20 protein-coding genes and 1 pseudogene are annotated in these 25,580 nt (G+C 60.2%); 14 read left to right on the forward strand and 7 right to left on the reverse strand.

The window, feature by feature from the left end:
• Positions 1–31 precede the first annotated feature (31 nt).
• Complete coding sequence (tusA, locus tag ACA046_RS08610; RefSeq protein ID WP_459027037.1) at positions 32–283, forward strand: sulfurtransferase TusA; 252 nt, start codon at positions 32–34, stop codon at positions 281–283.
• Positions 284–373: 90 nt separating this feature from the next.
• On the opposite strand, the gene ACA046_RS08615 is transcribed toward tusA, so the two are convergent.
• Positions 374–1,765, reverse strand: a complete 1,392-nt coding sequence (locus ACA046_RS08615; RefSeq protein ID WP_167662628.1) for an MATE family efflux transporter — start codon at positions 1,763–1,765, stop codon at positions 374–376.
• Between the two features lie 315 nt (positions 1,766–2,080).
• Here ACA046_RS08615 and pdxB point away from each other — a divergent pair, with 315 nt between their 5' ends.
• Entirely contained in the window at positions 2,081–3,223 is a 1,143-nt protein-coding gene (gene pdxB, locus ACA046_RS08620) for a 4-phosphoerythronate dehydrogenase PdxB (RefSeq protein WP_497676274.1), read from the forward strand.
• 51 nt (positions 3,224–3,274) lie between these two features.
• Here the strand turns inward: pdxB and ACA046_RS08625 are convergent, their stop codons facing one another.
• Entirely contained in the window at positions 3,275–3,448 is a 174-nt protein-coding gene (locus tag ACA046_RS08625) for a PA1571 family protein (protein ID WP_010176367.1), read from the reverse strand.
• 255 nt (positions 3,449–3,703) lie between these two features.
• On the opposite strand from ACA046_RS08625, the gene ACA046_RS08630 reads away from it, so the two are divergent.
• Together ACA046_RS08630 and ACA046_RS08635 are read left to right on the forward strand one after the other, a co-directional pair.
• Positions 3,704–5,470 (forward strand): ABC transporter transmembrane domain-containing protein, encoded by a 1,767-nt coding sequence (locus ACA046_RS08630; protein WP_459027042.1) that lies wholly within the window; start codon positions 3,704–3,706, stop codon positions 5,468–5,470.
• Between the two features lie 63 nt (positions 5,471–5,533).
• A pseudogene (locus tag ACA046_RS08635) lies at positions 5,534–6,298 on the forward strand (Fic family protein); the annotation flags it as partial.
• Between the two features lie 88 nt (positions 6,299–6,386).
• Here ACA046_RS08635 and ACA046_RS08640 read toward each other — a convergent pair.
• Positions 6,387–8,315, reverse strand: coding sequence for a transglycosylase SLT domain-containing protein (locus ACA046_RS08640; protein ID WP_076017232.1), 1,929 nt, complete (start codon positions 8,313–8,315; stop codon positions 6,387–6,389).
• Positions 8,316–8,527: 212 nt separating this feature from the next.
• On the opposite strand from ACA046_RS08640, the gene ACA046_RS08645 reads away from it, so the two are divergent.
• Positions 8,528–10,450, forward strand: coding sequence for an ATP-binding cassette domain-containing protein (locus ACA046_RS08645; RefSeq protein ID WP_497676275.1), 1,923 nt, complete (start codon positions 8,528–8,530; stop codon positions 10,448–10,450).
• A gap of 120 nt (positions 10,451–10,570) precedes the next feature.
• Here ACA046_RS08645 and ACA046_RS08650 read toward each other — a convergent pair whose 3' ends face one another.
• Entirely contained in the window at positions 10,571–11,008 is a 438-nt protein-coding gene (locus tag ACA046_RS08650; RefSeq protein WP_003218985.1) for a universal stress protein, read from the reverse strand.
• Between the two features lie 105 nt (positions 11,009–11,113).
• On the opposite strand from ACA046_RS08650, the gene ACA046_RS08655 reads away from it, so the two are divergent.
• The 7 genes from ACA046_RS08655 to ACA046_RS08685 all read left to right on the forward strand — a co-directional run bounded on the left by ACA046_RS08655 (position 11,114) and on the right by ACA046_RS08685 (position 19,414).
• On the forward strand, positions 11,114–11,551 hold the full coding sequence (locus ACA046_RS08655) for a hypothetical protein (protein WP_076017235.1): 438 nt from the start codon (positions 11,114–11,116) through the stop codon (positions 11,549–11,551).
• 452 nt (positions 11,552–12,003) lie between these two features.
• Complete coding sequence (gene fadB, locus ACA046_RS08660) at positions 12,004–14,151, forward strand: fatty acid oxidation complex subunit alpha FadB (RefSeq protein ID WP_063032264.1); 2,148 nt, start codon at positions 12,004–12,006, stop codon at positions 14,149–14,151.
• Positions 14,152–14,180: 29 nt separating this feature from the next.
• Positions 14,181–15,356 (forward strand): acetyl-CoA C-acyltransferase FadA, encoded by a 1,176-nt coding sequence (gene fadA, locus ACA046_RS08665; RefSeq protein WP_076017236.1) that lies wholly within the window; start codon positions 14,181–14,183, stop codon positions 15,354–15,356.
• Positions 15,357–15,454: 98 nt separating this feature from the next.
• A complete protein-coding gene (locus ACA046_RS08670) occupies positions 15,455–15,691 on the forward strand; it encodes a DUF1653 domain-containing protein (RefSeq protein WP_010176359.1) in 237 nt (78 codons plus the stop codon).
• A 114-nt stretch (positions 15,692–15,805) separates the two neighbouring features.
• Complete coding sequence (topA, locus tag ACA046_RS08675; protein ID WP_497676276.1) at positions 15,806–18,427, forward strand: type I DNA topoisomerase; 2,622 nt, start codon at positions 15,806–15,808, stop codon at positions 18,425–18,427.
• A 123-nt stretch (positions 18,428–18,550) separates the two neighbouring features.
• Complete coding sequence (locus tag ACA046_RS08680) at positions 18,551–19,072, forward strand: DUF6586 family protein (RefSeq protein ID WP_459027046.1); 522 nt, start codon at positions 18,551–18,553, stop codon at positions 19,070–19,072.
• Positions 19,073–19,180: 108 nt separating this feature from the next.
• Entirely contained in the window at positions 19,181–19,414 is a 234-nt protein-coding gene (locus ACA046_RS08685) for a hypothetical protein (protein WP_003218969.1), read from the forward strand.
• A 111-nt stretch (positions 19,415–19,525) separates the two neighbouring features.
• Here ACA046_RS08685 and sulA read toward each other — a convergent pair whose 3' ends face one another.
• Positions 19,526–19,999, reverse strand: coding sequence for an SOS-induced cell division inhibitor SulA (sulA, locus tag ACA046_RS08690; RefSeq protein ID WP_258344405.1), 474 nt, complete (start codon positions 19,997–19,999; stop codon positions 19,526–19,528).
• Positions 20,000–20,009: 10 nt separating this feature from the next.
• Positions 20,010–20,618, reverse strand: coding sequence for a transcriptional repressor LexA (lexA, locus tag ACA046_RS08695; RefSeq protein WP_003172575.1), 609 nt, complete (start codon positions 20,616–20,618; stop codon positions 20,010–20,012).
• Positions 20,619–20,880: 262 nt separating this feature from the next.
• On the opposite strand from lexA, the gene psrA reads away from it, so the two are divergent.
• A complete protein-coding gene (gene psrA / locus ACA046_RS08700) occupies positions 20,881–21,588 on the forward strand; it encodes a transcriptional regulator PsrA (protein WP_003218964.1) in 708 nt (235 codons plus the stop codon).
• A 170-nt stretch (positions 21,589–21,758) separates the two neighbouring features.
• Positions 21,759–22,769: a beta-N-acetylhexosaminidase gene (gene nagZ / locus ACA046_RS08705; RefSeq protein ID WP_459027047.1), complete on the forward strand. Its 1,011-nt coding sequence runs from the start codon at positions 21,759–21,761 to the stop codon at positions 22,767–22,769.
• Positions 22,770–22,881: 112 nt separating this feature from the next.
• Here the strand turns inward: nagZ and ACA046_RS08710 are convergent, their stop codons facing one another.
• The gene (locus ACA046_RS08710; RefSeq protein ID WP_459027048.1) at positions 22,882–25,572 is read right to left on the reverse strand and encodes a DEAD/DEAH box helicase; all 2,691 of its coding nucleotides are present in this window, start codon (positions 25,570–25,572) and stop codon (positions 22,882–22,884) included.
• Positions 25,573–25,580 lie beyond the last annotated feature (8 nt).

Genomic DNA, 25,580 nt, shown 5'->3' on the forward strand with positions numbered 1-25,580 from the left:
GCTAAAATGCCGGCCTGTTTAGGAGTAAACCATGAGCCTGACCCCTGATTTGCCCGTCGATGGCATTCTCGACGCCACCGGCCTCAACTGCCCCGAACCGGTGATGATGCTGCACCAGCACATCCGTGACCTGGCGCCCGGCGGCTTGCTCAAGGTGATCGCGACCGATCCGTCGACCCGTCGCGATATCCCCAAGTTCTGCGTGTTTCTCGACCATGAGCTGGTGGACCAACAGGAACAGGCTGGCACCTACCTGTACTGGATCCGCAAGAAGTCCCTGTAGGAGCGAGCTTGCTCGCGAAGGTCGTTAACGATAACGCGGGCTGCCAGGCTTAACGCGGCGCTCCAGGGTTTTTCGCGAGCAAGCTCGCTCCTACAGTTTTTTCTCGTGGCGAATCCGCTTGCGTGCACTGCGCACCAGGCGGATTACCAGCATCGCCGCCGCACAGCTCAGGCCCACGATCAGGCCCTGCCACAAGCCACTCGGGCCGCGTGCCTGGCCCAGCCACTCGGTCAACCCCAGCGCGTAGCCCACCGGCAAGCCCACACCCCAATACGCAAACAGCGTCAGCACCATGGTCACCCGTGTGTCCTGGTAACCGCGCAAAGCGCCGGCTGCCGTGACCTGAATCGCGTCCGAGAACTGAAACAACGCCGCAAACACAATCAGCATCGCCGCCACCTGGATCACCAGCGGGTCTTGGGTGTAGATGGTGGCGATCTGTTCGCGAAACAGCAGCATCAGGCTGCAGGACAGGCAGGCATACACCAGCGCCGTGCCCATCCCAACACCTGCCGCGAAGCGCGCTTCACGGGGTTCGCCGCGGCCGAGGGCCTGGCCGACGCGCACGGTGACCGCCATGCTCAGGGAGTAGGGAATCATGAACACCAGCGAGCTGAAGTTCAGCGCGATCTGGTGCCCGGCTACCACGGTGGCGCCGAGGCTGCCGATCAGCAGCGCGATCACCGCAAAGATGCTCGACTCGGCAAACACCGCGATCCCGATCGGCAAGCCAATGCTCAGCACGCGCTTGATCACCGACCATTGCGGCCAGTCAAAGCGCTTGAACAGCTCGCTGCTCTGATACACCGGCGCCCAGCGGGTCCAGGCGGCCAGGCCGAGCATCATTACCCACATCACGATCGCCGTGGCCCAGCCACAACCAATACCGCCCATGGCCGGCACGCCGAAGTGGCCGTAGATAAACACATAGTTCAGCGGAATATTCAGCGCCAGCCCGCACAGGCCCATGACCATGCTCGGCCGCGTTCGGCCCAGGCCGTCGCTGAAACACCGCAATACGTAATACAGCGCAATGGCCGGCATGCCCGAGGCGATGCCGTGCAGGTAGCCCATGCACGGCTTGATCAGCTCGGGATCGACCTTCATCAAATGCAGGATCGGTTCGGCGCTGATCAGCAACAGCAGCGCGGTAATCCCCACCACCAGGGCCAGCCACATCGACTGTCGCACCAGCGGGCCGATTTCGCCGTGGGTGCCGGCGCCAAAGCGCTGGGCGACTTTCGGCGTGGTGGCCAGCAGCGTGCCGGTCATCAGCAGGTACACCGGGATCCAGATGGAGTTGCCCAAGGCGACCGCCGCCAGGTCCCGGGAGCTGACACGCCCGGCCATGACCGCATCGACAAAACCCATGGCCGTGGTCGCCAGTTGCCCGATCATGATCGGCAAGGCCAGGGCCAGCAGGTTGCGTACTTCAAGGCTGACGCGGGCGGGGCGGGAGAGGGCGGTGGTGGCAGTGTTCACGTACAGATGTCCGATAAGGGGAAGCGCAGGACGGCGCATTCTACGCCTTGACGTGTTGGTCAGGAAAAAACCTGTGTTGTGGATTTGTAAACACATCCCAGCGCAAATGTTGCTTTTTGTGGCGAGGGAGCTTGCTGTGGCGAGGGAGCTTGCTCCCGCTGGGCTGCGCAGCAGCCCCCCCCCAGAACGGGCAACCGATGTGTACCTGAAAAAACACGGCGCTTCATTCGGGAGCGCTCCGCACTCCAGCGGGAGCAAGCTCCCTCGCCACACGGAAAACCGCTGTACACTGCTGATCCGCGAAAGGAGCCTGCCATGCTGATTGTTGCCGACGAAAATATCCCGCTGCTCGATGCATTCTTCGAAGGATTCGGCGAGATTCGCCGGGTTCCGGGCCGGTCCATCGACCGCGCGACCATCGAACAGGCCGATGTGCTGCTGGTGCGTTCGGTGACCAACGTCACCCGTGCCTTGCTCGAAGGCTCGCCAGTGCGGTTTGTCGGCACCTGCACCATCGGCACTGATCACCTCGACCTTGATTATTTCCAGCGCGCCGGCATCCAGTGGTCCAGCGCTCCCGGCTGCAACGCCCGTGGCGTGGTCGACTATGTGCTGGGCAGCCTGCTGACCCTCGCCGAGATCGAAGGCGCCGACCTGGCCCAACGTACCTACGGCGTGGTGGGCGCCGGTGAAGTCGGCGGGCGCCTGGTCAAAGTGCTCAAGGCGTTGGGCTGGAAGGTGCTGGTGTGCGACCCGCCCCGGCAAATCGCCGAGGACGGTGACTACGTGAGCCTGCAGCAGATTGTCGAGCAGTGCGATGTGATCAGCCTGCACACGCCGCTGAACAAATCCGGCAACGGGTCTACCTGGCACTTGTTCGATCGCGAGCGCCTCAACCAGCTCAAGCCCGGCGCCTGGCTGATCAACGCCAGCCGCGGCCCGGTGGTGGACAATGCCGCCCTCAGGGACGTGCTGCTGGAGCGCGAAGACCTGCAGGCGGTGCTGGATGTGTGGGAAGGCGAGCCCCAGGTGGACGTCGATCTGGCCGACTTGTGTGTGCTGGCCACCCCGCATATCGCCGGCTACAGCTTGGACGGCAGGCAGCGCGGCACGGCGCAGATCTACCAGGCGCTGTGCCGGTATCTTGGGCAAGAGGCGACCATTCAACTCCGCGACTTGCTGCCGGAACCGTGGTTGGCCGAAGTTACCCTCAACGCCAATACCGACCCGGCCTGGGCGCTGGCGGCCCTGTGCCGTGGGGTGTACGACCCGCGCCGTGATGACGCGGATTTTCGCCGCAGCCTGGTAGGCACCGTGGACGAGCAGCGCAAGGCGTTTGACCAACTGCGCAAGCACTACCCGCCGCGGCGCGAGATTGAGGGTTTGAAGGTGCGAATCAGCGGCGACTCTGCGGCTTTGTCTAACATCGTGGCGGCATTGGGCGCGCAGGCAATCTGAAGGCATAAAAAACCCGGCCATCAAGGCCGGGTTTAAAAGAGCGTGGGCGATTCAGCCTCGCTTGGCAGGCTTGACCAATTTCTGTTCCAGTTCGGCGCAGGCGCTCTGGATCATCTCTTCGGTGATTTGCACTTCGCGGCCTTGAGCGTCGATGTATGAGCAAGGCAACTGCTGCGGTTGGCGGATCACTTCAATTTTGGCGTTGCTGCTGTTTTGCAAGGACATGGCCCGTCTCCTCATCAGGTTGTGTACCTACTTTAAAATCACCGCGTGACCGCGTTGTTACAACTCCTTTCGCGGTCAGCAGATCGAATGCCCAGTCCAGCAGAAACCGATACAAATTTCCAGCCGGGCCTTAGACCGATAGCCTCTAGGGCCTAGGTTCGGTAAGCATAATTAACCTGACTCATTGTGATTCGCTCAAGTTCCCCCCATGTAGCTACGTAGGTTCCCGTCTCCCACCCTCAGGTGAAACCCTCCATGCTCTCAGCCCGTCAACGCCGCGCAATTCGCCTGGCCAGCCGCTTCGTCGCTCCCTACCGCTGGCAGGCCCTGGGGGCCTTGTTGGCGTTGATCGTCACCGCCGGCATCACCTTGTCCATGGGGCAGGGCATTCGCCTGCTGGTGGACCAGGGCTTCATGACCCAGTCGCCGCACCTGCTCAACCAGTCCATCGGCCTGTTCATGATTCTGGTGCTGGGCCTGGCGGTGGGCACCTTTGCGCGGTTTTACCTAGTGTCGTGGATCGGCGAACGGGTAGTGGCAGACATCCGGCGGCAGGTGTTCAACCATTTGATCTACCTGCACCCGGGCTTCTATGAAAACAACCGCAGTTCGGAAATCCAGTCGCGCCTGACCACCGACACTACCTTGCTGCAATCGGTGATCGGCTCCTCGCTTTCACTGTTCCTGCGCAACGCCTTAATGGTGATCGGCGGGATCGTGCTGTTGTTTGTCACCAACCCCAAGCTCACCAGCATCGTGGTAATAGCGCTGCCACTGGTACTGGCGCCGATCTTGATCTTCGGCCGCCGGGTACGCAGCCTGTCGCGCCAAAGCCAGGACCGGATCGCCGATGTCGGCAGCTACGTGTCCGAGACCCTCGGCCAGATCAAGACCGTGCAGGCCTATAACCACCAGGTGCAGGACGAGCAGCGCTTTGCGGTGACGGTGGAAGAGGCGTTCACCACCGCACGCAAGCGTATCCTGCAGCGTTCGTGGCTGATTACGTTGGTGATCATGCTGGTGCTGGGCGCCGTGGGCGTGATGCTTTGGGTGGGCGGCATGGACGTGATCGGTGGGCGTATTTCCGGCGGAGAGCTGGCCGCGTTCGTGTTCTACAGCCTGATCGTCGGCAGTGCCGTCGGCACCTTGAGTGAAGTGTTGGGCGAATTGCAGCGAGCGGCCGGCGCGGCAGAGCGGATTGGCGAATTGCTGCAATCGAGCAATGAGATCAAGGCGCCTGAGGCAAACGTGATCAAGCTGCCGGAGCGGGTCAGCGGCCGCCTGGAAATCCAGGATCTGCGCTTCTCCTATCCGTCGCGCCCAGATCGTTTTGCTATCGACGGCTTGAGCCTGAGCATCAATGCCGGTGAAACCCTGGCGCTGGTCGGCCCCTCCGGCGCGGGTAAATCGACGATCTTCGATCTGTTGCTGCGTTTCTACGATCCGCAGCAAGGCCGGATCCTGCTTGAAGGTCAGCCGCTGACCGAACTGGACCCGCTGGACCTGCGCCGCTGTTTCGCCCTGGTGTCCCAGAGCCCGGCGCTGTTCTTCGGCACTGTCGAAGAGAACATCCGCTACGGCAATCCGTCGGCCACCTTTGCCCAGGTCGAAGAAGCGGCGCGCATCGCCCATGCCCATGATTTTATCCTGCAAATGCCCGACGGTTACCAGACCCACCTCGGCGATGGCGGCATGGGCCTTTCCGGCGGCCAGCGTCAACGCCTGGCCATCGCCCGGGCGCTTTTGGTGGACGCACCGATCCTGCTGCTGGACGAAGCCACCAGCGCACTGGATGCCCAGAGCGAACACCTGATCCAGCAAGCGCTGCCACAGTTGATGGAAGGGCGCACCACGCTGGTGATTGCCCACCGGTTGGCCACCGTGAAGAACGCAGACCGGATTGCCGTGATGGACCAGGGCAAGCTGGTGGCGGTGGGGACGCACCAGCAGTTGATCGCCAGCAATCCGCTCTACGCGCGGTTGGCGGCGTTGCAGTTCAGTGATGGTGCTGAAGTTGATTGAGGCTGTGGTGTGACCGTCCCTTAGGGCATTATGTTGGCTTTCGTTACAGACTTGGATGAGGAAATGAGCCGTTATCAACCTCCGTTGACCCTGACTGCCAAGATGTTGAGTCTGGTTGCTGATATCAGTGAGCAGATTGGTCAGCTTTCAGCTGGCGACGACAGCCGGCAGACCCCGCAATTGAGGCGTGGCAACCGGATTCGTACGATTCAAGCGTCGTTGGCCATCGAGAACAACACCCTGAGTGTCGAACAGGTGACCGCTGTGCTGGAAGGCAAGCGTGTGTTGGGCTTGCCCCGGGAGATTCAGGAAGTACGCAACGCTTTTTCCGCTTACGAGGCTATGCCGCAGTGGGCACCGGGCGAACGTGGGGACCTGCTGCGTGCCCATGAGTTATTGATGTATGGATTGATCGACGATGCGGGTCGGTTTCGTCAAGCGGGCGTAGGGATCTATCGGGGCGAACAGTTGGTGCACATGGCGCCGCCGGCGAGCCGTGTTACGCATTTGGTTGATGATTTGCTGAAGTGGCAGTCGGCCTCTGACTGGCATCCACTGATCGTCAGTTGCGTCTTCCACTACGAATTCGAGTTTATCCATCCTTTTGCCGATGGAAACGGGCGCATGGGCCGCTTATGGCAAACCCTGATTCTCAGTCAGTGGCGCCCGGTGCTGGCTTACTTGCCGGTAGAGGCGGTGATTCGCGATCAGCAGGATGCTTATTACGCCGCATTGTCGGCGGCGGACCAGCAGGCAGAGGTAACTCCCTTTGTCGAGTTCATGCTGCAAGCCTTGAGCCTTGCGCTGGCAGAAGCGGGGCAAAGCGAGTCCCCGGCAGCGCCATAAAAAATGCCCGCATCTCTCATTGCGGGCATTTTTCTTTCAGCTTCAAGCTTGCTGCTTGCAGCTGCTCCCCTTACTGATCATCAAAATACCGCTCATGCCAATCCACCAGCGGCTGTGGCGCATTGAGCTTCTGCCCGTAGATCACTGAATAAGACAGCACGTTCTGCACGTACTGACGGGTTTCGTCGAACGGGATGCTTTCCACCCACACATCGAAACTCAGGTGATCGGCGCCGCGCAGCCATTGGCGTACACGGCCCGGGCCGGCGTTGTACGCGGCGGTGGCGAGCACGCGGTTGCCGTTGAACTGGGCATGAACCTGGCTCAGGTACGCCGCGCCGAGCTGGATGTTCTTGTCCGGGTCGAGCACCTGCTGTTGCGAGGCCAGGGGGATGCTGAACTTGCGTGCGGTCTCTTTGGCGGTGCCGGGCATCAGTTGCATCAGGCCGGTGGCACCGACGCCGGAACGCGCGTCGTCCATAAAGGCGCTTTCCTGGCGGGTGATTGCAAACACCCAGCTTGAATGCACGCCGCGGACCTTGGCTTCACGCACCAGGGTATCGCGGTGGGCCATCGGGAAGCGGATGTCCAGGTCGTCCCAGTACTGGGCCTGGCTGATGGTGCGGATCGCCGGGAAGTACCACTTCATGTCGTAGGCCAGCTTGGCCTGGGCGACCATTTCGTCACGGTTGAAGTGCCGGCTGACGTGGTACCACTCGCGACGGCCATCAACGATCTGGCCGCGGGCGTAGAACTCCAGGGCGCGGCGTACGCCTGGGGTGTTACGCACCTTGTTCATCAGCGCCTGGCTCATCACCAGCGGCTTGTTGTTCAGCTGGTACGGCGACTGGGAGCGATCCGCGGCCAGGAAGCCGTAAAAGTCTCGTTCCTTGGCCAGGCCCTTGTACATCACCAGGGCTTGCGGGTTCTTCGGCTCTGCCAATTCCAGGCTGCGGGCCTGCCAGTAGCGCCAGCGGTTGGTGGTGGCCAAATCCTGGGGCAGCTTGCGGGTCAACTGGTAAGCGTCTTCCCAACGGGCCAGGCGCAACAGCAGGCGCAGGCGCCATTCGGAGACGGTGTTGTCCCGCAGTTCCGGATCGTATTTGGTCATCACGTCGAGGGCGCGCGGGTCGTAGCGGCGCGCCAGGGTCAGGCCGATTTCCCGGGCGATCGACACTTTTTCGTCACGAGAGAAGTGCATGCTGCTGGCATAACCGTCGAGCAGGGCCATGGCCTTGTCCGGGTCCTGGCGTGCCAGGCGGCGAAGGCCCAGGCCGACGGCGTCGGACATGGCTTCGTTGGCCGGCAGGAAGCGCGACGGGTCGCTGAGCATGTCGGGCTTCTGCGCCACGTCCACCATCAGGCGGCCTTGAGCGCCGAGGGTCGGCAGGGTTTTTACCAGGCTGTTGGCCAGCGGGTAGTTGCGGGCTTCGGCAGCGAGTTTGGCGCGGTCCCAGATTTTCTGTTCGGTGAGTTGGCCGTCGGCGGCCCACTGGCCAAAGGTTGCATCACAGGCAGCAGGCTGGGATTTACCGGTCAGCCACAGCTTCTCGGTGGTTTTATAACCTTCGGCTTTTTGGTTATGGGTCAGTTGGAACTGGCCGTGCAGGCAGTCCAGTTCGACGAAATTGAGTTTGGCGTCGTAGTACTTTTCAAAGGTTTGCCAGTCGCCACGGTCGGCCAGCCAGCGCAACCAGCGCAGCTTCATCCAGTTGGCCTGGGGCAGGTCGCCGTTCTTGGCAAGGAATTGTTCGATTTCCTCGTTGCTGGCGGTTTTCAGGCGCGCGGTCAGTTCGTCGTAGGCGAGGTACGGCGTCAAGGGGTAGTCGGCCAGGGCCTGGCTGTATTGGAAATACGGGCCGCTGTCGCCTTTGGCGAGGGCTCGTTTGGCTTCATCGTAATATTGACGTTGGGTGGTGAGGTCCACGGCCTGGGCAGATTGAACGGCGGTGGCAGAAAGAAGCAGACAAGATAAAAAGCTGAAAAGGCGACTGCGCATGAGACGTCCGTGCAGAGGAATCTGGACTAGTGCCGACGTCGCCGACACTGATTGCCCCTAGCTTAGCCTTTTGGCTGCAACCGGTGAAAGCTTTGCCGGTCGCTTCGTTCAAGTTCATCTGAAATGTCCGACAGAACATGTCAGCGACGAAAATGCCGGCCGCCTCGAGCCCTAAGTCAGGTAGAATGCGCGCCCAGTTTTTGGAGAAGCGTATGACCCTGCTCAAATTCAGCGATGTGTCCCTTGCTTTCGGCGCTATGCCGTTGTTGGACAAGGTGTCCTGGCAGATCGCCCGTGGTGAGCGGGTGTGCATCATCGGCCGCAACGGCACCGGCAAGTCCAGCATGATGAAGCTGGTAAAAGGCGACCAGAAGTCCGACGAAGGCTCTGTATGGCGCGCGCCGGGCCTCAAGATCGGCGAATTGCCGCAAGAATTGCCGGTGGCCGACGGACGGACAGTATTCGACGTGGTTGCCGAAGGCCTGGATGGCGTGGGCGCACTGCTCGCCGAATACCATCACCTGGCACAGAACTGCGTCACCGAAGAAGACCTGGACAAGCTGATGCACGTCCAGCAAGACCTTGAAGCCCGTGACGGCTGGCGCTTGCAGCAATTGGTCGACAGCACGTTGAGCCGCCTGCAACTGCCGGCCGACAAGACCCTCGCCGAATTGTCCGGCGGCTGGCGTCGCCGCGTCCTGCTGGCCCAGGCGCTGGTTTCCGAACCAGACCTGCTGCTGCTCGACGAACCGACCAACCACCTGGACATCGGCGCAATCGCCTGGCTGGAAGAAGCCCTCAAGGATTTCCAGGGCGCCGTGCTGTTCATCACGCACGACCGTTCCTTCCTGCAAAACCTCGCCACGCGCATCCTCGAACTGGATCGCGGCGGCCTGATCGACTGGAACGGCGACTACGCCAGCTTCCTGGTGCACAAGGAAGCCAGCCTGGCTGCCGAAGACACCGCCAACGCGCTGTTTGACAAGAAACTGGCCCAGGAAGAAGTCTGGATCCGCCAGGGCATCAAGGCGCGTCGCACCCGTAACGAAGGTCGCGTCCGCGCCCTCAAGGCCCTGCGTAACGAGCGCAGCGAGCGTCGTGAGCGCACCGGCAAGGCCAACATTCAGCTGGATACCGCCGACAAGTCCGGCAAGCAAGTGATGGTCCTGGAAAATGTGAGCTTCCATCACCCGGACGGCCCGTTCCTGATCAAGGACTTCTCCATGGTCCTGCAGCGCGGCGACCGTATCGGCCTGCTTGGCGCCAACGGTACCGGCAAGACCACCTTGCTCAAGCTGATGCTCAACGGCCTGCAACCGACCAGCGGCACAGTGGAAGAGGGCACACGCATCGACGTGGCCTACTTCGACCAGTTGCGCCACCAGTTGGACCTGGAAAAAACCGTGATCGACAACGTCGCCGAAGGTCGCGACTTTATCGACATCGACGGCCAGAGCCGCCACGTGTTGAGCTACCTGGGCGACTTCCTGTTCAGCCCGCAGCGTGCGCGTACGCCGGTTAAAGCCTTGTCTGGTGGTGAGCGTGCGCGCCTGCTGCTGGCCAAGCTGTTCAGCAAGCCAGCCAACCTGCTGGTGCTCGACGAACCGACCAACGACCTCGACGTTGAAACCCTGGAACTGCTGGAAGAGGTCTTGCTGACCTTCAACGGCACCGTGCTGATGGTCAGTCACGACCGGGCATTCCTCGACAACGTGGTCACCAGCACCCTGGTCTTCGAAGGTGAGGGCAAGGTACGTGAATACGTCGGTGGTTATCAGGACTGGCTGCGTCAGGGCGGCTCGCCGCGCTTGCTGGGCGTGACCGAGAGCAAATCCGGCAAGGCTGACTTGACCTCGGCCGTGGTTGCCCCGGTGGCTGCTGCCGCTTCTGCTCCTGTGCAAGAAGCGCCTGCAGCCAAGAAGAAGCTCAGCTACAAGCTGCAACGTGAGCTGGAAGCGCTGCCGGGCGATATCGACGCCAAGGAACAGCAGATCGCTGCCGTTGAAGCTGAAATGGCTGACGCGGGTTTCTATCTGCGTCCTGCTGCAGAAACTGCCAAGGTGATTGCATCCCTCGAGCAGTTGAACAGCGAGCTGGAAGCTCTGGTTGAGCGCTGGGCCGAGCTGGATGCCTGAGTGATTCAAGCGCAATAAAAAACCCGGCGCTCATTTGTATGAGCACCGGGTTTTTTGTATGAAACGCGGTTCAAATGTGGGAGCGGGCTTGCTCGCTCCCACATTAGATTGCCGTTGGTCTTACGAGCTCTTTACCAGTTTCACTGCCAGCACATCGCAAGGTGCGCCGTGCAGCACGTCATTGGCGGTGGAGCCCAGCAGCAAGGCCAGGCCGTGACGGCCGTGGCTGCCGACCACGATCAGGTCGCAACCCTGTTCCTTGGCCAAGTGGTGTATTTCCTGGCGCGGCTGGCCGTAGGTCAGGTGGCTCTGGTCTTTTTTCAGGGCGGGATACTTGTTGATCAGTCGATCAAGACGCTCCTTGGCCTGGTCGAACTGCTGCTGTTGCAGTTGGGAAAGGTCCATTGGCACGTCGCCACCAAAGGCCATGGCCATCGGTTCGACGATATGCACCAGGGACAGTTTCACCGAGTCGCCTGCAAGGCCTACGGCCCGCTTGATCACGGGGTCGCATTCTTCGGTCAGGTCCACGGCGACCAGAATATGTTCGTAGGGCATGAGGGGTTTCTCCAAAGGAAAGCGATAAGTTCAGTATGGCTGGTTTCAAGCGGATGGGGTTGGGTCAGGTCAAATCCGCTCTTCAAGAAATTCGGGAGTACACATATGACGGTCTGGATAGTGGTGTCAATCCTTGCGCTGGTTTTAAGCCCCCTGGCGTGGCTGCGTCCTTCGCGCCATTCAAGCGGGCGCATGGCGTTGCGCATGGAGGCACGGCGCATCGGTTTGACCATGCAACTGACACCTCAGGAATGGCCGCACTGGCTCAAGCATGAGCCGCCCAGCCCGTGTGCGCAGTATCACCGGCCACGACGCGGTACCAAGCGGGTGACCTGGAGTTATTGGCAGTTGGAACCGGGGATTTGGGTCAATCAGTGGCAGGAAACCTGCGTTGATGAAAAGTTGTTGCCGCATTTTGCGACGCTGCCTGCGAACGTCTACAAAGTCGAAGCGGACAAGCAAATGATCACCCTGTACTGGGGCGAGAAGGGCGAGTTGAGTGTGTTGCAGGACATTGACGCGGTGCTCAAGGCGCTGGCCTGAGGTTCCTGCGGGCATTAAAAAGCCCGAAAGTATCATCGGGCTGGAGTTGGCCAGGCAGGCCGGTAATTCGTTTTACATGCCGCTAGCCTAGCCGCATATTCGGTTCTGTACAGCCCTTTAAATCAAAATTCACATTATTGATTTCGCGAATGATTAAACATTGGCGGGGCGATGCCGGCTGCCTCGGGTTCTGAAATGACTGAAAAGTCGCGTTTTTCCGGCCCTTTCGAGCGATTGACAATTCTTCGGATTTGGCTGAAGGTGACGTACCCAAATCAAACGGGCGTATGAATTGAGCGTTTGTCTTTCAGACCGTTCGTACAGAATCCCGACTATCGCGTTGGCGGGTGTGCCTGGCAAATTGGCGTTAGCATCGACGGTAACGTCAGTGTCTACGCTGAATCCTGCGTCCGACGTGTACTGTTCAGCTTCCATATCGTGGAGATCAGTTGATGATTTACGAAGGTAAAGCCATCACGGTTAAGGCTCTTGAAAGTGGCATCGTCGAATTGAAATTCGACCTCAAGGGTGAGTCCGTCAACAAGTTCAACCGTCTAACCCTGAATGAATTGCGTCAGGCCGTAGACACCATCAAAGCAGATGCATCGGTCAAGGGCGTGATCGTCTCCAGCGGCAAGGACGTGTTCATCGTCGGCGCTGACATCACCGAATTCGTCGACAACTTCAAGCTGCCCGATGCCGAGCTTGTGGCTGGCAACCTCGAAGCCAACAAGATTTTCAGCGATTTCGAAGACCTCAACGTGCCGACCGTTGCCGCGATCAATGGCATCGCCTTGGGCGGCGGTCTGGAAATGTGCCTGGCCGCCGACTTCCGCGTGATGTCTGCCACCGCGAAAATCGGCCTGCCGGAAGTGAAACTGGGCATCTACCCAGGCTTCGGCGGTACCGTGCGCCTGCCGCGCATCATCGGTGCCGACAACGCCATCGAGTGGATTGCCGCCGGCAAGGAAAACCGTGCTGAAGACGCGCTGAAAGTCGGCGCCGTGGATGCTGTGGTCGCTCCCGACAAGCTGGCAGAAGCCGCACTGAACCTGATCAAAGGCGCCATCAGCGGCGAATTTGACTACAAGGCAAAGCGTCAGCCAAAGCTCGAAAAACTCAAGCTCAACGCCATCGAACAGATGATGTCGTTCGAAACCGCCAAAGGTTTCGTGGCTGGCCAGGCCGGCCCGAACTACCCGGCGCCGGTTGAAGCGATCAAGACGATCCAGAAGGCCGCGAACTTCGGTCGCGACAAGGCCCTGGAGATCGAAGCCGCTGGTTTCGTCAAACTGGCCAAGACCTCTGCTGCGCAGAGCTTGATCGGTCTGTTCCTGAACGACCAGGAACTGAAGAAAAAGGCCAAGGCCTACGACGAAATCGCCCGCGACGTGAAGCAGGCCGCCGTACTCGGCGCCGGTATCATGGGCGGCGGTATCGCCTATCAGTCGGCGTCCAAAGGCACGCCGATCCTGATGAAAGACATCAACGAGCACGGTATCGAGCAGGGTCTGGCAGAAGCCGCGAAACTGCTGGTTGGCCGCGTTGATAAAGGCCGCATGACTGCAGCGAAAATGGCTGAAGTGCTTAACGGCATTCGTCCTACGCTGTCCTACGGCGATTTCGGCCACGTCGACCTGGTGGTCGAAGCGGTTGTCGAGAACCCGAAGGTCAAGCAGGCGGTACTGGCTGAAGTTGAAGCCCAGGTTAAAGAAGACACCATCCTGGCTTCCAACACATCGACCATTTCCATCACCTTGCTGGCCAAGGCCCTCAAGCGTCCGGAAAACTTTGTCGGCATGCACTTCTTCAACCCGGTGCACATGATGCCGCTGGTGGAAGTGATCCGTGGCGAGAAGTCCAGCGAGTTGGCCGTTGCCACCACCGTTGCCTACGCCAAGAAAATGGGCAAGAACCCGATCGTCGTCAACGACTGCCCGGGCTTCCTGGTCAACCGCGTGCTGTTCCCATACTTCGGCGGTTTCGCCAAGCTGGTCAGCGCCGGTGTGGATTTCGTGCGCATCGACAAAGTCATGGAAAAATTCGGCTGGCCAATGGGCCCGGCGTACCTGATGGACGTGGTCGGCATCGACACCGGCCACCACGGTCGTGACGTGATGGCTGAAGGCTTCCCGGATCGCATGAAAGACGACCGCCGCTCGGCGATCGACGCGCTCTACGAAGCCAAGCGCCTGGGCCAGAAGAATGGCAAGGGTTTCTACGCTTACGAGACCGACAAGAAGGGCAAGCAGAAGAAAGTGGCCGACCCGTCGGTTCACGAAGTACTCGCGCCGGTCATCTACGAACAGCGTGAAGTGTCCGACGAGGACATCGTCAACTGGATGATGATCGCCCTGTGCCTGGAAACCGTGCGCTGCCTGGAAGACGGCATCGTTGAAACCGCAGCCGAGGCCGACATGGGCCTGGTCTACGGTATTGGTTTCCCTCCATTCCGTGGTGGTGCGCTGCGTTACATCGATTCCATCGGTGTGGCCGAGTTCGTTGCCCTGGCTGATCAATACGCTGATCTGGGCCCGCTGTACCACCCGACTGCGAAGCTGCGTGAGATGGCCAAGAACGGCCAGAGCTTCTTCGGTTAAGTGCCCAGACGACTAGAGCGAGAATATTTATGAGCTTGAATCCAAGAGACGTCGTGATTGTCGACTTCGGTCGTACTCCGATGGGCCGCTCCAAGGGCGGCATGCACCGCAACACCCGCGCTGAAGACATGTCGGCGCACCTGATCAGCAAATTGCTGGAACGCAACGTCAAGGTCGACCCGAACGAAGTCGAAGACGTCATCTGGGGCTGCGTCAACCAGACCCTGGAGCAGGGCTGGAACATCGCCCGCATGGCTTCCTTGATGACGCAGATCCCGCACACCGCTGCCGGCCAGACCGTCAGCCGCCTGTGTGGCTCGTCCATGAGCGCGTTGCACACCGCTGCCCAAGCGATCATGACCGGTAACGGTGATGTGTTCGTGGTCGGCGGCGTGGAGCACATGGGCCACGTCAGCATGATGCACGGTGTCGATCCGAACCCGCACATGTCCCTGTACGCGGCGAAAGCCTCGGGCATGATGGGCCTGACCGCAGAAATGCTCGGCAAAATGCACGGCATTACCCGCGAAGCCCAGGATGCATTCGGCCTGCGCTCCCACCAGCTCGCCCACAAGGCGACCCTGGAAGGCAAGTTCAAGGATGAAATCATCCCGATGAACGGCTACGACGAGAACGGTTTCCTGAAACTGTTCGACTACGACGAAACCATTCGTCCGGACACCACCCTGGAAAGCCTGGCGGCCTTGAAGCCTGCCTTCAATCCAAAGGGCGGCACCGTGACAGCCGGTACTTCGTCGCAGATCACCGACGGTGCTTCGTGCATGATCGTGATGTCGGCCCAGCGTGCCCAGGACCTGGGTATCCAGCCGATGGCGGTGATTCGTTCGATGGCAGTCGCAGGTGTGGACCCGGCAATCATGGGCTATGGTCCAGTACCGGCCACACAAAAAGCATTGAAGCGCGCAGGCCTGAGCATCTCCGACATCGACTTCTTCGAGCTCAACGAAGCTTTCGCCGCACAGGCCCTGCCAGTGCTGAAAGATTTGAAAGTGCTCGACAAGATGAACGAGAAGGTTAACCTGCACGGCGGCGCGATTGCCTTGGGTCACCCGTTTGGGTGTTCCGGCGCTCGTATCTCCGGCACGTTGCTTAACGTGATGAAGCAAAATGGCGGCAACCTTGGGGTTGCGACCATGTGCATTGGCCTCGGCCAAGGCATCTCCACCGTCTTCGAACGTATCTAAACGTTTCGCTGACGGAAGCCGGGGCCCAGTGCCCCGGTTTTTGTTTTTTGGAATTTTTTTATATTTTTTTTTAACAAATTTTGTAAGAGGGCCAGAGCATGAAAGTCGAACCAGGGCTCTACCAGCATTATAAAGGTCCGCAGTACCGCGTTTTTAATGTGGCGCGGCATTCCGAGACCGAAGAGGAAGTGGTGTTTTACCAAGCACTGTATGGCGATTACGGCTTTTGGGTGCGTCCCTTGAGCATGTTCCTGGAGACCGTCGAAGTTGACGGCGAACAGGTCCCGCGCTTTGCTTTGATCCAGGTCGAACCCAGCCTTTTTTCCGCGCAATAAAGGCAGGCCGCGCAGAATGCTGCGCTTGACCTCACCTTGTTGCCACTATATATAGCGTTGCCGCGTCAGGCGCCAACCGCCTTTCACTTCTCGAATTCAGGAATTTTCCGATCCATGGGCAAATCGCTGGTCATTGTGGAATCCCCGGCTAAGGCCAAGACCATCAACAAGTACTTGGGTAACGAGTACGTGGTGAAGTCGAGTATCGGCCATATCCGAGACCTGCCCACCAGCGGTTCGGCTAGCGCCAGCAAGGAGCCTGCCGCCAAACGCGGCAAGGCGGCTGCGGGCGAAGGTCCGGTGCTCACGCCTAAAGAGAAAGCGCGCAAGCAGCTCGTCTCGCGCATGGGTGTCGATCCCGATCATGGCTGGAAAGCCAAGTACGAGATCCTCCCGGGCAAGGAAAAGGTCATCGAAGAGCTGCGCCGGCTCGCCAAAGATGCTGACACCATCTATCTCGCAACCGACTTGGACCGCGAAGGGGAGGCTATTGCCTGGCACCTGCGGGAAGCCATCGGTGGTGACGACAGCCGCTACAAGCGCGTGGTGTTCAACGAAATTACCAAGAAGGCGATCCAGGAAGCCTTCTCCAAGCCGGGCGAACTGGACATTGACCGCGTCAATGCCCAGCAGGCCCGCCGCTTCCTCGACCGCGTCGTGGGTTACATGGTTTCGCCGCTGCTGTGGGCGAAGATCGCCCGTGGCCTGTCCGCCGGCCGTGTGCAATCGGTGGCGGTAAAGCTGGTCGTAGAGCGTGAACGCGAGATTCGTGCGTTCAACCCCGAAGAATATTGGGAAGTGCACGCTGACCTGGGCACCGCCAAGGGCAACAACGTGCGCTTTGAAGTGGCCCGCGAGAAAGGCGAGGCCTTCAAGCCGCTCAACGAAGCCCAGGCCATGGCCGCGCTGGAGAAGCTCAAGGCTTCCAGCTACAGCATCGTCAAGCGTGAAGACAAGCCCACCAGCAGCAAGCCGTCGGCGCCGTTCATCACTTCCACCCTGCAACAGGCTGCGAGCAACCGCCTGGGCTTCGGGGTGAAGAAGACCATGATGATGGCCCAGCGTCTGTATGAAGCGGGCTACATCACGTATATGCGTACCGACTCCACCAACCTGTCGCAAGACGCGGTGGCAATGGCGCGCACTTATATTGAAAGCGAGTTCGGCAAGAAGTACCTGCCGGAGAGGCCGAACGTCTATAGCAGCAAGGAAGGCGCACAAGAGGCTCACGAAGCGATTCGTCCCTCCGACGCCAACACCGAGCCAAGCAAGCTGAGCGGCATGGAGCGCGACGCTGAGCGCCTCTACGAGCTGATCTGGCGCCAGTTCCTGGCCTGCCAGATGCTGCCGGCGCAATACCTGTCTACTACTGTCAGCGTGGGTGCTGGTGACTTCGAGCTGCGTGCCAAGGGCCGTATCCTCAAGTTCGACGGTTACACCCGCGTGATGCCGCAAATCGCCAAGCCAGGCGACGATGACGTGCTGCCGGACATGGCCCAGGGCGATGTGTTGAAGCTGATCAAGCTCGACCCGTCCCAGCACTTCACCAAGCCGCCGGCGCGTTATTCGGAAGCCAGCCTGGTCAAGGAGATGGAAAAACGCGGTATCGGTCGTCCTTCGACCTATGCGGCGATCATTTCCACCATCCAAGACCGCGGCTACGTCGCCTTGCACAACCGTCGTTTCTATTCGGAAAAGATGGGCGACATCGTCACCGAGCGCCTGTCCGAGAGCTTCTCCAACCTGATGGACTACGGCTTCACCGCCGGCATGGAAGAGAATCTCGATGACGTGGCCCAGGGCGAACGCGACTGGAAAAACGTGCTCGATGAGTTCTACGGCGACTTCAAGAAGAAACTCGAAGTAGCTGAAAGCGCCGAGAACGGCATGCGTGCCAACCAGCCGGTGATGACGGATATTCCGTGCCTCACCTGCGGTCGCCCGATGCAGATTCGTACGGCATCCACCGGCGTGTTCCTCGGTTGCTCGGGTTACAGCCTGCCGCCGAAAGAGCGCTGCAAGGCCACCGTCAACCTGGTGCCGGGCGATGAAATCGCTGCCGATGACGAGGGTGAATCCGAGTCGCTGGTATTGCGTGGCAAGCACCGTTGCCCGATCTGCAGCACGGCGATGGACGCTTACCTGCTGGATGAGAAGCACAAGTTGCACATCTGCGGTAACAACCCGGATTGCAATGGCTATGAGATCGAAGAAGGCACTTACCGCATCAAGGGCTACGAAGGTCCGAGCCTGGAATGCGACAAGTGCGGCAGCGAGATGCAGCTCAAGACCGGCCGTTTCGGCAAGTTCTTCGGTTGCACCAACCCGACGTGCAAGAACACCCGCAAACTGCTGAAAAGCGGTGACGCGGCGCCGCCGAAGATGGACCCGGTGAAGATGCCTGAACTCAAGTGCGAGAAGGTTAACGACACCTACATCCTGCGTGATGGCGCTTCGGGGCTGTTCCTGGCTGCCAGCCAGTTCCCGAAAAACCGCGAGACCCGTGCTCCGCTGGTGATCGAGATCGTGCCTCACAAGGACGAGATCGATCCTAAGTACCACTTCCTTTGCGAAGCGCCGAAGAAGGACCCAGACGGTCGTCCGTCTGTGATCCGCTACAGCCGCAAGACCAAGGAGCAGTACGTGCAGACCGAAGTGGAAGGCAAGCCTACCGGCTGGAAAGCGTTCTACGACGGCGGCAAGTGGAAGGTCGAGGACAAGCGCCAGGGCGCTTGATACGATCAGCCACATGAACAAAGGCCGCCTTGATAGGCGGCCTTTTTTTGCGCTTGCAGTGGACTTGGCTGATCCGTGACACTGTTCAGCCAGCACGCCTTATTCGTTGTGGAGACTGCCTTCATGGCCAACGAACTCTATACCCGTACCAACCAGAAAATTTACTTCGCGGGTTTGTCCCTGGAAGCCCTCGGCCGCGCCGAGGAAGGAACGGAGATGAACGCTATCGCGCTGGTACAGGCCGGGCGTGAAGCGGCGCTGTTCCACCTGTATGGCGCCTTGCTTGGCCTGTGCCATGAGATTGCCGGGTTCTATCGCTTGCCTCAGGCCGGTTCACCGCGTGCAGAGATGATCATCAACCGTGACGTGCTGGAGACCATGGCCATCCCGGAGTTGGCCGAGTTGGTGGAAATGGCGCAGAGCCCGGACAGCTGGCTGGCCCGATTGCTGGTAGCCCACGCCGATATGTTTCAGCCGCCACGGGTGAAACACACCCCCAAAGGCGATGTGACCCAGCCGCTGATCGTGGCCGTGAGCCTGGACGAAGAAGGGCCTGAGCCATTAAGCCGAGAGGAGCTGGAAAGCTGGAGGCAGGAGTTGAAGAAACTGGCCATTCGGTTTCGAGATGGATTGAACGAGTGCTGAGTTAAGTTGGGCACCATTCATCAAGCCGTAAAGAAAGCTGTCCAGATCCTGAGCGAGGCCGCGCTGATGACTGATATAATGCCGGCCTTTCGTGGAGAACAGACTTTTATGCCAACGTCCTTTCTGGAAATTGTTGAATTGCCCGACGGCCGAATCGAGCTGCGCCGGGCTGAGGACGAGGGTTCTCTGGTTATTTTGGATTTTTCCGAAGACGCAAAAGCATTCCTGCAAGGCCAGCACGTGGAAGTGGCAAAAGCCATGTTGAGCGTAGGTGTGCAGATGGCAGGGCGCCTGGCTGAAGGCGAGCCGGAGAAGGAAGACGGCCCACGGATTCTTCACTGAGTCCGTTTGTCGGTTTTTTGTAAGATTGAATCGTGAAGATCGGCTTCTCAATCCTGAAGAAGCCTCGCGTCATGGCAGACCCTGACAGACGTCAGTTATCCGCGCATCGTTTTATCCCAACCGAATGTTCAAGCTCTGTGCATCGCCCGTACGTGCGGCGCTGATCAGCTGTTGCCTGGCCGCTGTCGTCAGCGGGTTCAGCCAGCTGACTACCGTATGGCTACGGCCCAGGCGCAAGGCTTCGCAGGTCAACTGCTGGGCACTTTGGGCACCGCGGGGTTGCAGCAACAGGATGCGCTCGCGGTTCAGGCCTGCGTCCCGCAGCCAGGCCTGGGTCAGGCTGGACGGCGGGGCGATCAGCGTCAGCCAGCGTGCGTCCTGCTCTTCGCTCAATTCGCGAAGGATCGGCGCCAGCAGGCTCAGGCAGCTCCCGGCAGCACCGCGCAACGACAGTTCACTGAACGCCTCGGGTTCGGCGCTCCAGGGCGCTTCGACCGTTTCCTTGAGGATGGGCGCAAGGGGCTGGGCCATAAAGGCCTCAAACAGCGACAGCTGAGTGTGTTGTGGGGTCTGTAGGAACTGCATGATGCCTCCGTTAGCGGCGAATAACGCCGACGCTCAAGCCTTCAATCACCAGGTCCTGATCCTTCAGGTTCACTTCAATCGGCGCAAACTCAGGGTTCTCGGCCAGTAGCCAGACCTTGCTGCCTTCGCGCTTGAAGCGTTTGACCGTCACTTCATCGCCAATACGGGCGACGACGATCTGGCCATTGCGGGCTTCACGTGTGGTATGGACGGCCAACAGGTCGCCGTCGAAAATACCCACGTCCTTCATGCTCATGCCATGGACTCGCAGCAGGTAGTCGGCACGGGGATGGAAGAACGTCGGGTTGATGTTGCAGGATTCCTCGACGTGCTGTTGCGCCAGGATCGGCGCACCGGCTGCGACCCGGCCGATAATCGGCAGTGTCGACTCGTCGGCCTTGGCTTCGAAGCCAGGGATACGAATGCCCCGTGAGGCACCCGGGGTCATCTCGATCGCGCCTTTGCGGGCGAGAGCCTTGAGGTGTTCTTCAGCGGCGTTGGGCGACTTGAATCCCAGTTCCAGCGCAATTTCCGCTCGGGTCGGCGGGTAGCCGTTGTCATCGAGGCAGCGCTTGATAAAAGCCAGAATCTCAGCTTGGCGTGGCGTCAGTTTTAGCATGTTGATCGCTCTGTCTTTTTATACAGTGACTGGGATTATATACAGTGGACTGCGCTTGGCAATCACCGTTTTCAGTCACTCCGCTGGACGGTCGTTTGTCATCCGTCCTACAGGGTTAAAACAGCGCCGCCTACAGACGTTGGCGAATGTGATTAAATGGCCATGAAATCGGTGACCGACCAGCCGCAAACGGACCTGCAGGCTTGACAAGACATAGCTTGAAACGTATGTTTCAAACAAGTGTTTGTCAGGCGGAGTAGCCATGGCCCAGTCGGAAACCGTTGAACGCATTCTCGATGCTGCCGAGCAGTTGTTCGCGGAAAAAGGATTTGCTGAAACCTCATTGCGGCTGATCACCAGCAAGGCCGGGGTCAACCTGGCAGCAGTGAACTACCATTTCGGCTCCAAGAAGGCGCTGATCCAGGCCGTGTTCTCACGTTTCCTGGGGCCTTTCTGCATCAGCCTCGACCGTGAGCTGGAACGTCGCCAGGCCAAGCCTGAAAACAAGCCAAGCCTGGAAGACCTGCTGGAAATCCTCGTCGAGCAAGCCTTGGTGGTCCAGCCTCGCAGCGGTAACGACCTGTCGATCTTCATGCGCCTGTTGGGCCTGGCATTCAGCCAGAGCCAGGGCCACCTGCGTCGCTACCTGGAAGACATGTACGGCAAGGTATTCCGCCGCTATATGTTGCTGGTCAACGAAGCCGCACCGCGTATTCCGCCGATCGAGCTGTTCTGGCGCGTGCACTTCATGCTCGGTGCTGCAGCGTTCAGCATGTCCGGGATCAAGGCCCTGCGTGCGATTGCCGAGACCGACTTTGGCGTCAACACCTCCATCGAGCAGGTGATGCGCCTGATGGTGCCGTTTCTCGCCGCCGGCATGCGTGCCGAAACCGGCGTTACCGACCAGGCCATGGCCGCCGCCCAGTTGCGTCCCCGCAGCAAGTCCGTACCGGTCCCGGCCAAGGTTTAACCCCGTCCGGGTGTGCGCGGCCGCTTGCATCCGCTAAGCTAGCCGCCCATGCCGATTTCAGCTATTTACCCACAGCCCGTTGCTCCCGCTGAGCGTCCGTTTCCAGATTCAATCCTGGCGATGCGATCTCGCGAGGGCTCCGGGCTGCGCGCGTTATTTAAGGAAGCTTTATGACCCAAGCCCTGCAAGGCTCTTTGATGGTGGACGTCGCCGGTACCTGGCTGACGGCTGAAGATCGCCACCTGTTGCGCCAGCCCGAAGTGGGCGGCCTGATCATTTTTGCACGCAATATCGAGCACCCGCGCCAAGTGCGTGAGTTGAGCGCCGCGATTCGCGCCGTACGCCCGGACCTGTTGCTGGCGGTCGATCAGGAAGGCGGCCGCGTGCAGCGCTTGCGTCAGGGCTTTGTCCGCCTGCCGGCGATGCGCGCCTTGGCCGACAATCCGAATGCCGAGCAACTGGCCGAGCAGTGCGGTTGGGTCATGGCGACAGAAGTGCTGGCAGTCGGCCTGGACCTGAGCTTCGCGCCGGTGCTGGACCTCGATTACCAGCGCAGCGCAGTCGTGGGCACGCGCGCATTCGAAGGCGACCCCGAGCGAGCTGCCGTGCTTGCCGGTGCCTTTATCCGCGGGATGAACAGCGCCGGCATGGCGGCCACCGGAAAACACTTCCCCGGCCACGGCTGGGCTGAAGCCGATTCCCACGTCGCAATTCCCAATGATGAACGCAGCCTGGAACAGATTCGCGCCAATGACCTGGTGCCTTTCGCACGCCTGAGCAAGCAGTTGGCGGCCGTCATGCCGGCCCACGTGATTTATCCACAGGTCGACGCGCAACCGGCCGGCTTCTCCCGGCGCTGGTTGCAGGACATTCTGCGCGGTGAGTTGCAGTTCGACGGGGTGATTTTCAGTGATGACCTGTCGATGGCTGGCGCCCATGTGGTCGGTGATGCTGCGAGCCGTATCGAGGCGGCGCTGACTGCGGGCTGCGACATGGGCCTGGTGTGCAACGATCGTGCGGCCGCTGAATTGGCCCTGAGTGCTGCCCAGCGCATGAAGGTCACCCCGTCGGCGCGCATTGCGCGGATGCGGGGCCAGCCTGTGGCTTCGACCGAGTACAAGCAGGATCCGCGTTGGCTGGCAGCGCTTGGTGCGCTGCGAGATGCTCAGTTAATCGACTGACAACTGCGGTGCGCCCTTCGCGAGCAAGCCCGCTCCCACATTCGACCGTGTATCTCCTGAGGAAATGCGATCGAATGTGGGAGTGGGCTTGCTCGCGAAGGCGATCTAACAGTCAGCGCTTTTCTTGCTTGTGAGGCAACGGCGCAAACAACGCCTCAATATCCTCATTCCCCAGCTTCCAGTCCCCCGTCGTCCGCCCATCCAGAACGCCCGCCGCAAGATCAGACTTTTCCTTCTGCAAATGCTGGATTTTCTCTTCCACGGTGCCCCGGGCAATCATCTTGTAGACGAACACCGGTTTCTCCTGGCCAATACGATACGCACGGTCGGTCGCCTGGTTTTCTGTCGCCGGGTTCCACCACGGGTCGTAGTGAATCACCGTGTCCGCTTCCGTCAGGTTAAGCCCGACGCCACCGGCCTTCAGGCTGATCAGAAAGATCTGCAGCTTGCCGCTCTGGAAATCCTTCACCGGCGTGCGCCGATCCCGGGTTTGCCCGGTCAGCAGCGCATAGGCAACGCCACGCTTCTTCAGTTCGGCTTCGATCAGACTCAGCATCGAGGTGAACTGGGAAAACAGCAGAATCCTGCGGCCTTCGGCAAACAGCTCTTCGAGCATCTCCATCAAGCTGTCGAGCTTGCCCGAGCTGCTGCCCTTCGCCGGCAATGTCGCATCATTGACCAGGCGCAAGTCACAGCACACCTGACGCAACTTGAGCAGCGCTTCCAAGATGATGATCTGGCTGCGGGCCACGCCTTTGCGGGTGATCTCGTCGCGGACTTTCTTGTCCATCGCCAGACGCATGGTCTCGTATACGTCGCGCTGCGCTTCGTTGAGGTCGACCCAATGAATGATCTCGGTCTTGGGCGGCAACTCCGTCGCCACCTGCTCCTTGGTACGGCGCAGCAGGAACGGCTTGATCCGACCATTAAGGTGCTGCAATCGCACATCGCTGCCGCGTTTTTCGATTGGCACGCGGTAATCGCGGTTGAAGCTTTTCACATCCCCGAGCCAACCCGGCAGCAGGAAGTGGAACAGCGACCACAGCTCGCCCAAGTGGTTTTCCAGCGGTGTACCGCTGAGGCACAGGCGCTGGCGGGCGTTCAGCTCGCGGGCAGCCTGGGCGGCCTTGCTGTTGGGGTTCTTGATGTACTGCGCTTCGTCGAGGATCAACACGTGCAAGGGCAGGGCGGCCAGTTGCTCGATGTCCTTGGGCAGCAGGGCGTAGGTGGTCAGCAGCAGGTCGTAGTCCTGCAATTGAGCGAAATGTTTCTTACGCCCGGCACCGTACAGCGCCAATACTTTGAGCTGCGGCGTGAAGTGCGCCGCTTCGTCGAGCCAGTTCGGGATCAGGCTGGTGGGCATCACCACCATGCACGGCCGGTCCAGGCGCCCGGCGATTTTCTCGCTGAGAATATGCGCCAGGGTTTGCAGGGTTTTGCCCAGGCCCATGTCGTCCGCAAGAATCCCGCCGACGTCGAGCTGACGCAGCGACTGCATCCAGCTCAGGCCTTCCAGCTGATAAGGGCGTAACGTCGCGTTCAAGCCTTCGGGCGCTTCGCAGCTGAAATCCTTGATGTCCCGCAGACGCTGGGCGAAGTTGCGGATCTTTTCGCCGCCTTCCCATTGCAGCGGCAAGTCTTCCAGCGGGTTCAGGCGAATGGCGTCGGCCTTGGCCAGGCGCAGCGCAGTGGTACCGGGCTCTTGCAGGTAGAACTCGCCCAGGGTCGCCAGCACCGGTTTCAGCCGCCCGTAAGGCAGCGCCACTTGCAGCGGGCCGTGGCCGTTGGGCAGGCCGGGAATGTTCACCAGGATCAGTTCGTCATCGCGGCGCCGGGCGAGTTTTTCCGGGTTGAGGATCTCGGTGTGGGAGCGCATCAGGTTCAGCAGGATCGGCAGCAAACTCAGGCGTTCGCCGTTGACGATGATCCCCAGTTCCAGGTCGAACCAGTCACGCTCCGGCACTTCGTCGACGCTGGCATACCAATCGTCTACGGCGCTCAGGTCAAAACCGAAATCTTCGTCGATCTGCAATTCCCAGCCCTGGGCGCGCAGAGTCGGCGATGCATTCAAAGTGAAGTTCAGCCACGCGCTGTCATTGACCATCTCGAACAGCTCGCCGGCGCTTTCCGGCAGGGCCTTGCTCTGCCGCGTGGCGATCTTGAAGCCCAGCAGGCGCAGTTGTTCGCGAAACTGCTGCTCCACCTCGGGGTGGCGCTTGATCCGCAGGCTCTGCTGTTCCTGGCGCACGATAATGTCGGCGTTCTTCTGGCCGCTGACGTAGTTGCCCAAATAGTTGAAGGACAACGCTGCACGGTGCTGGATATAACGCTGCATCTTGCCGTTGCGCGGCTCGAAGGCGCTGAACTCGATACTCGCCAGCCACAAGCGTGGCACCGGCTGCACGTCTTCCATCACCACTTGCGGCAGCACCACGCGGTTATCCAGCACTGCCTGGAGCTTCTCCAGCAACTCCGCGTCCTGAGCCGCCGCCGGGTAGGCCAGGGTTTCCTGGACCTTGAGCAGCACCGCGGCGATGTGTTTGCAGTTGGTGTGCACGGGGCAGGTGCAGCGGCTGTCCACCAGGATCAGCGTGCCCTTGGCGGACTCGCGCAGGGAGATGGTCTGGCGGTAGACATTGCCGCCCGAGCCTTCGCAGCTGGCAATGATGGTGCTGTCGCCGGACTCGACGATCCGCACGCGGTTTTCCAGGGCGTAGCGTCGGCCGCGCTCAAGGCTTTGCTCTTTAAAGCGATTGGCCCACGAAGGGGCCAGGGGTTTGGTCAACGACGACGTCAGGGGCATGGCGCTGG

The organism is Pseudomonas sp. LBUM1641 (assembly GCF_059716235.1).

Excerpts from the sequence above, each read along its gene's own strand:
- pdxB (WP_497676274.1), top strand. The coding sequence starts at position 2,081 with ATGCTGATTGTTGCCGACGAAAATATCCCGCTGCTCGATGCATTCTTC.
- ACA046_RS08655 (WP_076017235.1), top strand. The coding sequence starts at position 11,114 with ATGACGGTCTGGATAGTGGTGTCAATCCTTGCGCTGGTTTTAAGCCCC.
- lexA (WP_003172575.1), bottom strand. The coding sequence starts at position 20,618 with ATGCTAAAACTGACGCCACGCCAAGCTGAGATTCTGGCTTTTATCAAG.
- ACA046_RS08625 (WP_010176367.1), bottom strand. The coding sequence starts at position 3,448 with ATGTCCTTGCAAAACAGCAGCAACGCCAAAATTGAAGTGATCCGCCAA.
- fadA (WP_076017236.1), top strand. The coding sequence starts at position 14,181 with ATGAGCTTGAATCCAAGAGACGTCGTGATTGTCGACTTCGGTCGTACT.
- topA (WP_497676276.1), top strand. The coding sequence starts at position 15,806 with ATGGGCAAATCGCTGGTCATTGTGGAATCCCCGGCTAAGGCCAAGACC.
- nagZ (WP_459027047.1), top strand. The coding sequence starts at position 21,759 with ATGACCCAAGCCCTGCAAGGCTCTTTGATGGTGGACGTCGCCGGTACC.
- ACA046_RS08680 (WP_459027046.1), top strand. The coding sequence starts at position 18,551 with ATGGCCAACGAACTCTATACCCGTACCAACCAGAAAATTTACTTCGCG.
- psrA (WP_003218964.1), top strand. The coding sequence starts at position 20,881 with ATGGCCCAGTCGGAAACCGTTGAACGCATTCTCGATGCTGCCGAGCAG.
- ACA046_RS08640 (WP_076017232.1), bottom strand. The coding sequence starts at position 8,315 with ATGCGCAGTCGCCTTTTCAGCTTTTTATCTTGTCTGCTTCTTTCTGCC.
- ACA046_RS08630 (WP_459027042.1), top strand. The coding sequence starts at position 3,704 with ATGCTCTCAGCCCGTCAACGCCGCGCAATTCGCCTGGCCAGCCGCTTC.
- tusA (WP_459027037.1), top strand. The coding sequence starts at position 32 with ATGAGCCTGACCCCTGATTTGCCCGTCGATGGCATTCTCGACGCCACC.
- ACA046_RS08650 (WP_003218985.1), bottom strand. The coding sequence starts at position 11,008 with ATGCCCTACGAACATATTCTGGTCGCCGTGGACCTGACCGAAGAATGC.
- ACA046_RS08710 (WP_459027048.1), bottom strand. The coding sequence starts at position 25,572 with ATGCCCCTGACGTCGTCGTTGACCAAACCCCTGGCCCCTTCGTGGGCC.
- sulA (WP_258344405.1), bottom strand. The coding sequence starts at position 19,999 with ATGCAGTTCCTACAGACCCCACAACACACTCAGCTGTCGCTGTTTGAG.
- ACA046_RS08670 (WP_010176359.1), top strand. The coding sequence starts at position 15,455 with ATGAAAGTCGAACCAGGGCTCTACCAGCATTATAAAGGTCCGCAGTAC.
- ACA046_RS08685 (WP_003218969.1), top strand. The coding sequence starts at position 19,181 with ATGCCAACGTCCTTTCTGGAAATTGTTGAATTGCCCGACGGCCGAATC.
- ACA046_RS08645 (WP_497676275.1), top strand. The coding sequence starts at position 8,528 with ATGACCCTGCTCAAATTCAGCGATGTGTCCCTTGCTTTCGGCGCTATG.
- fadB (WP_063032264.1), top strand. The coding sequence starts at position 12,004 with ATGATTTACGAAGGTAAAGCCATCACGGTTAAGGCTCTTGAAAGTGGC.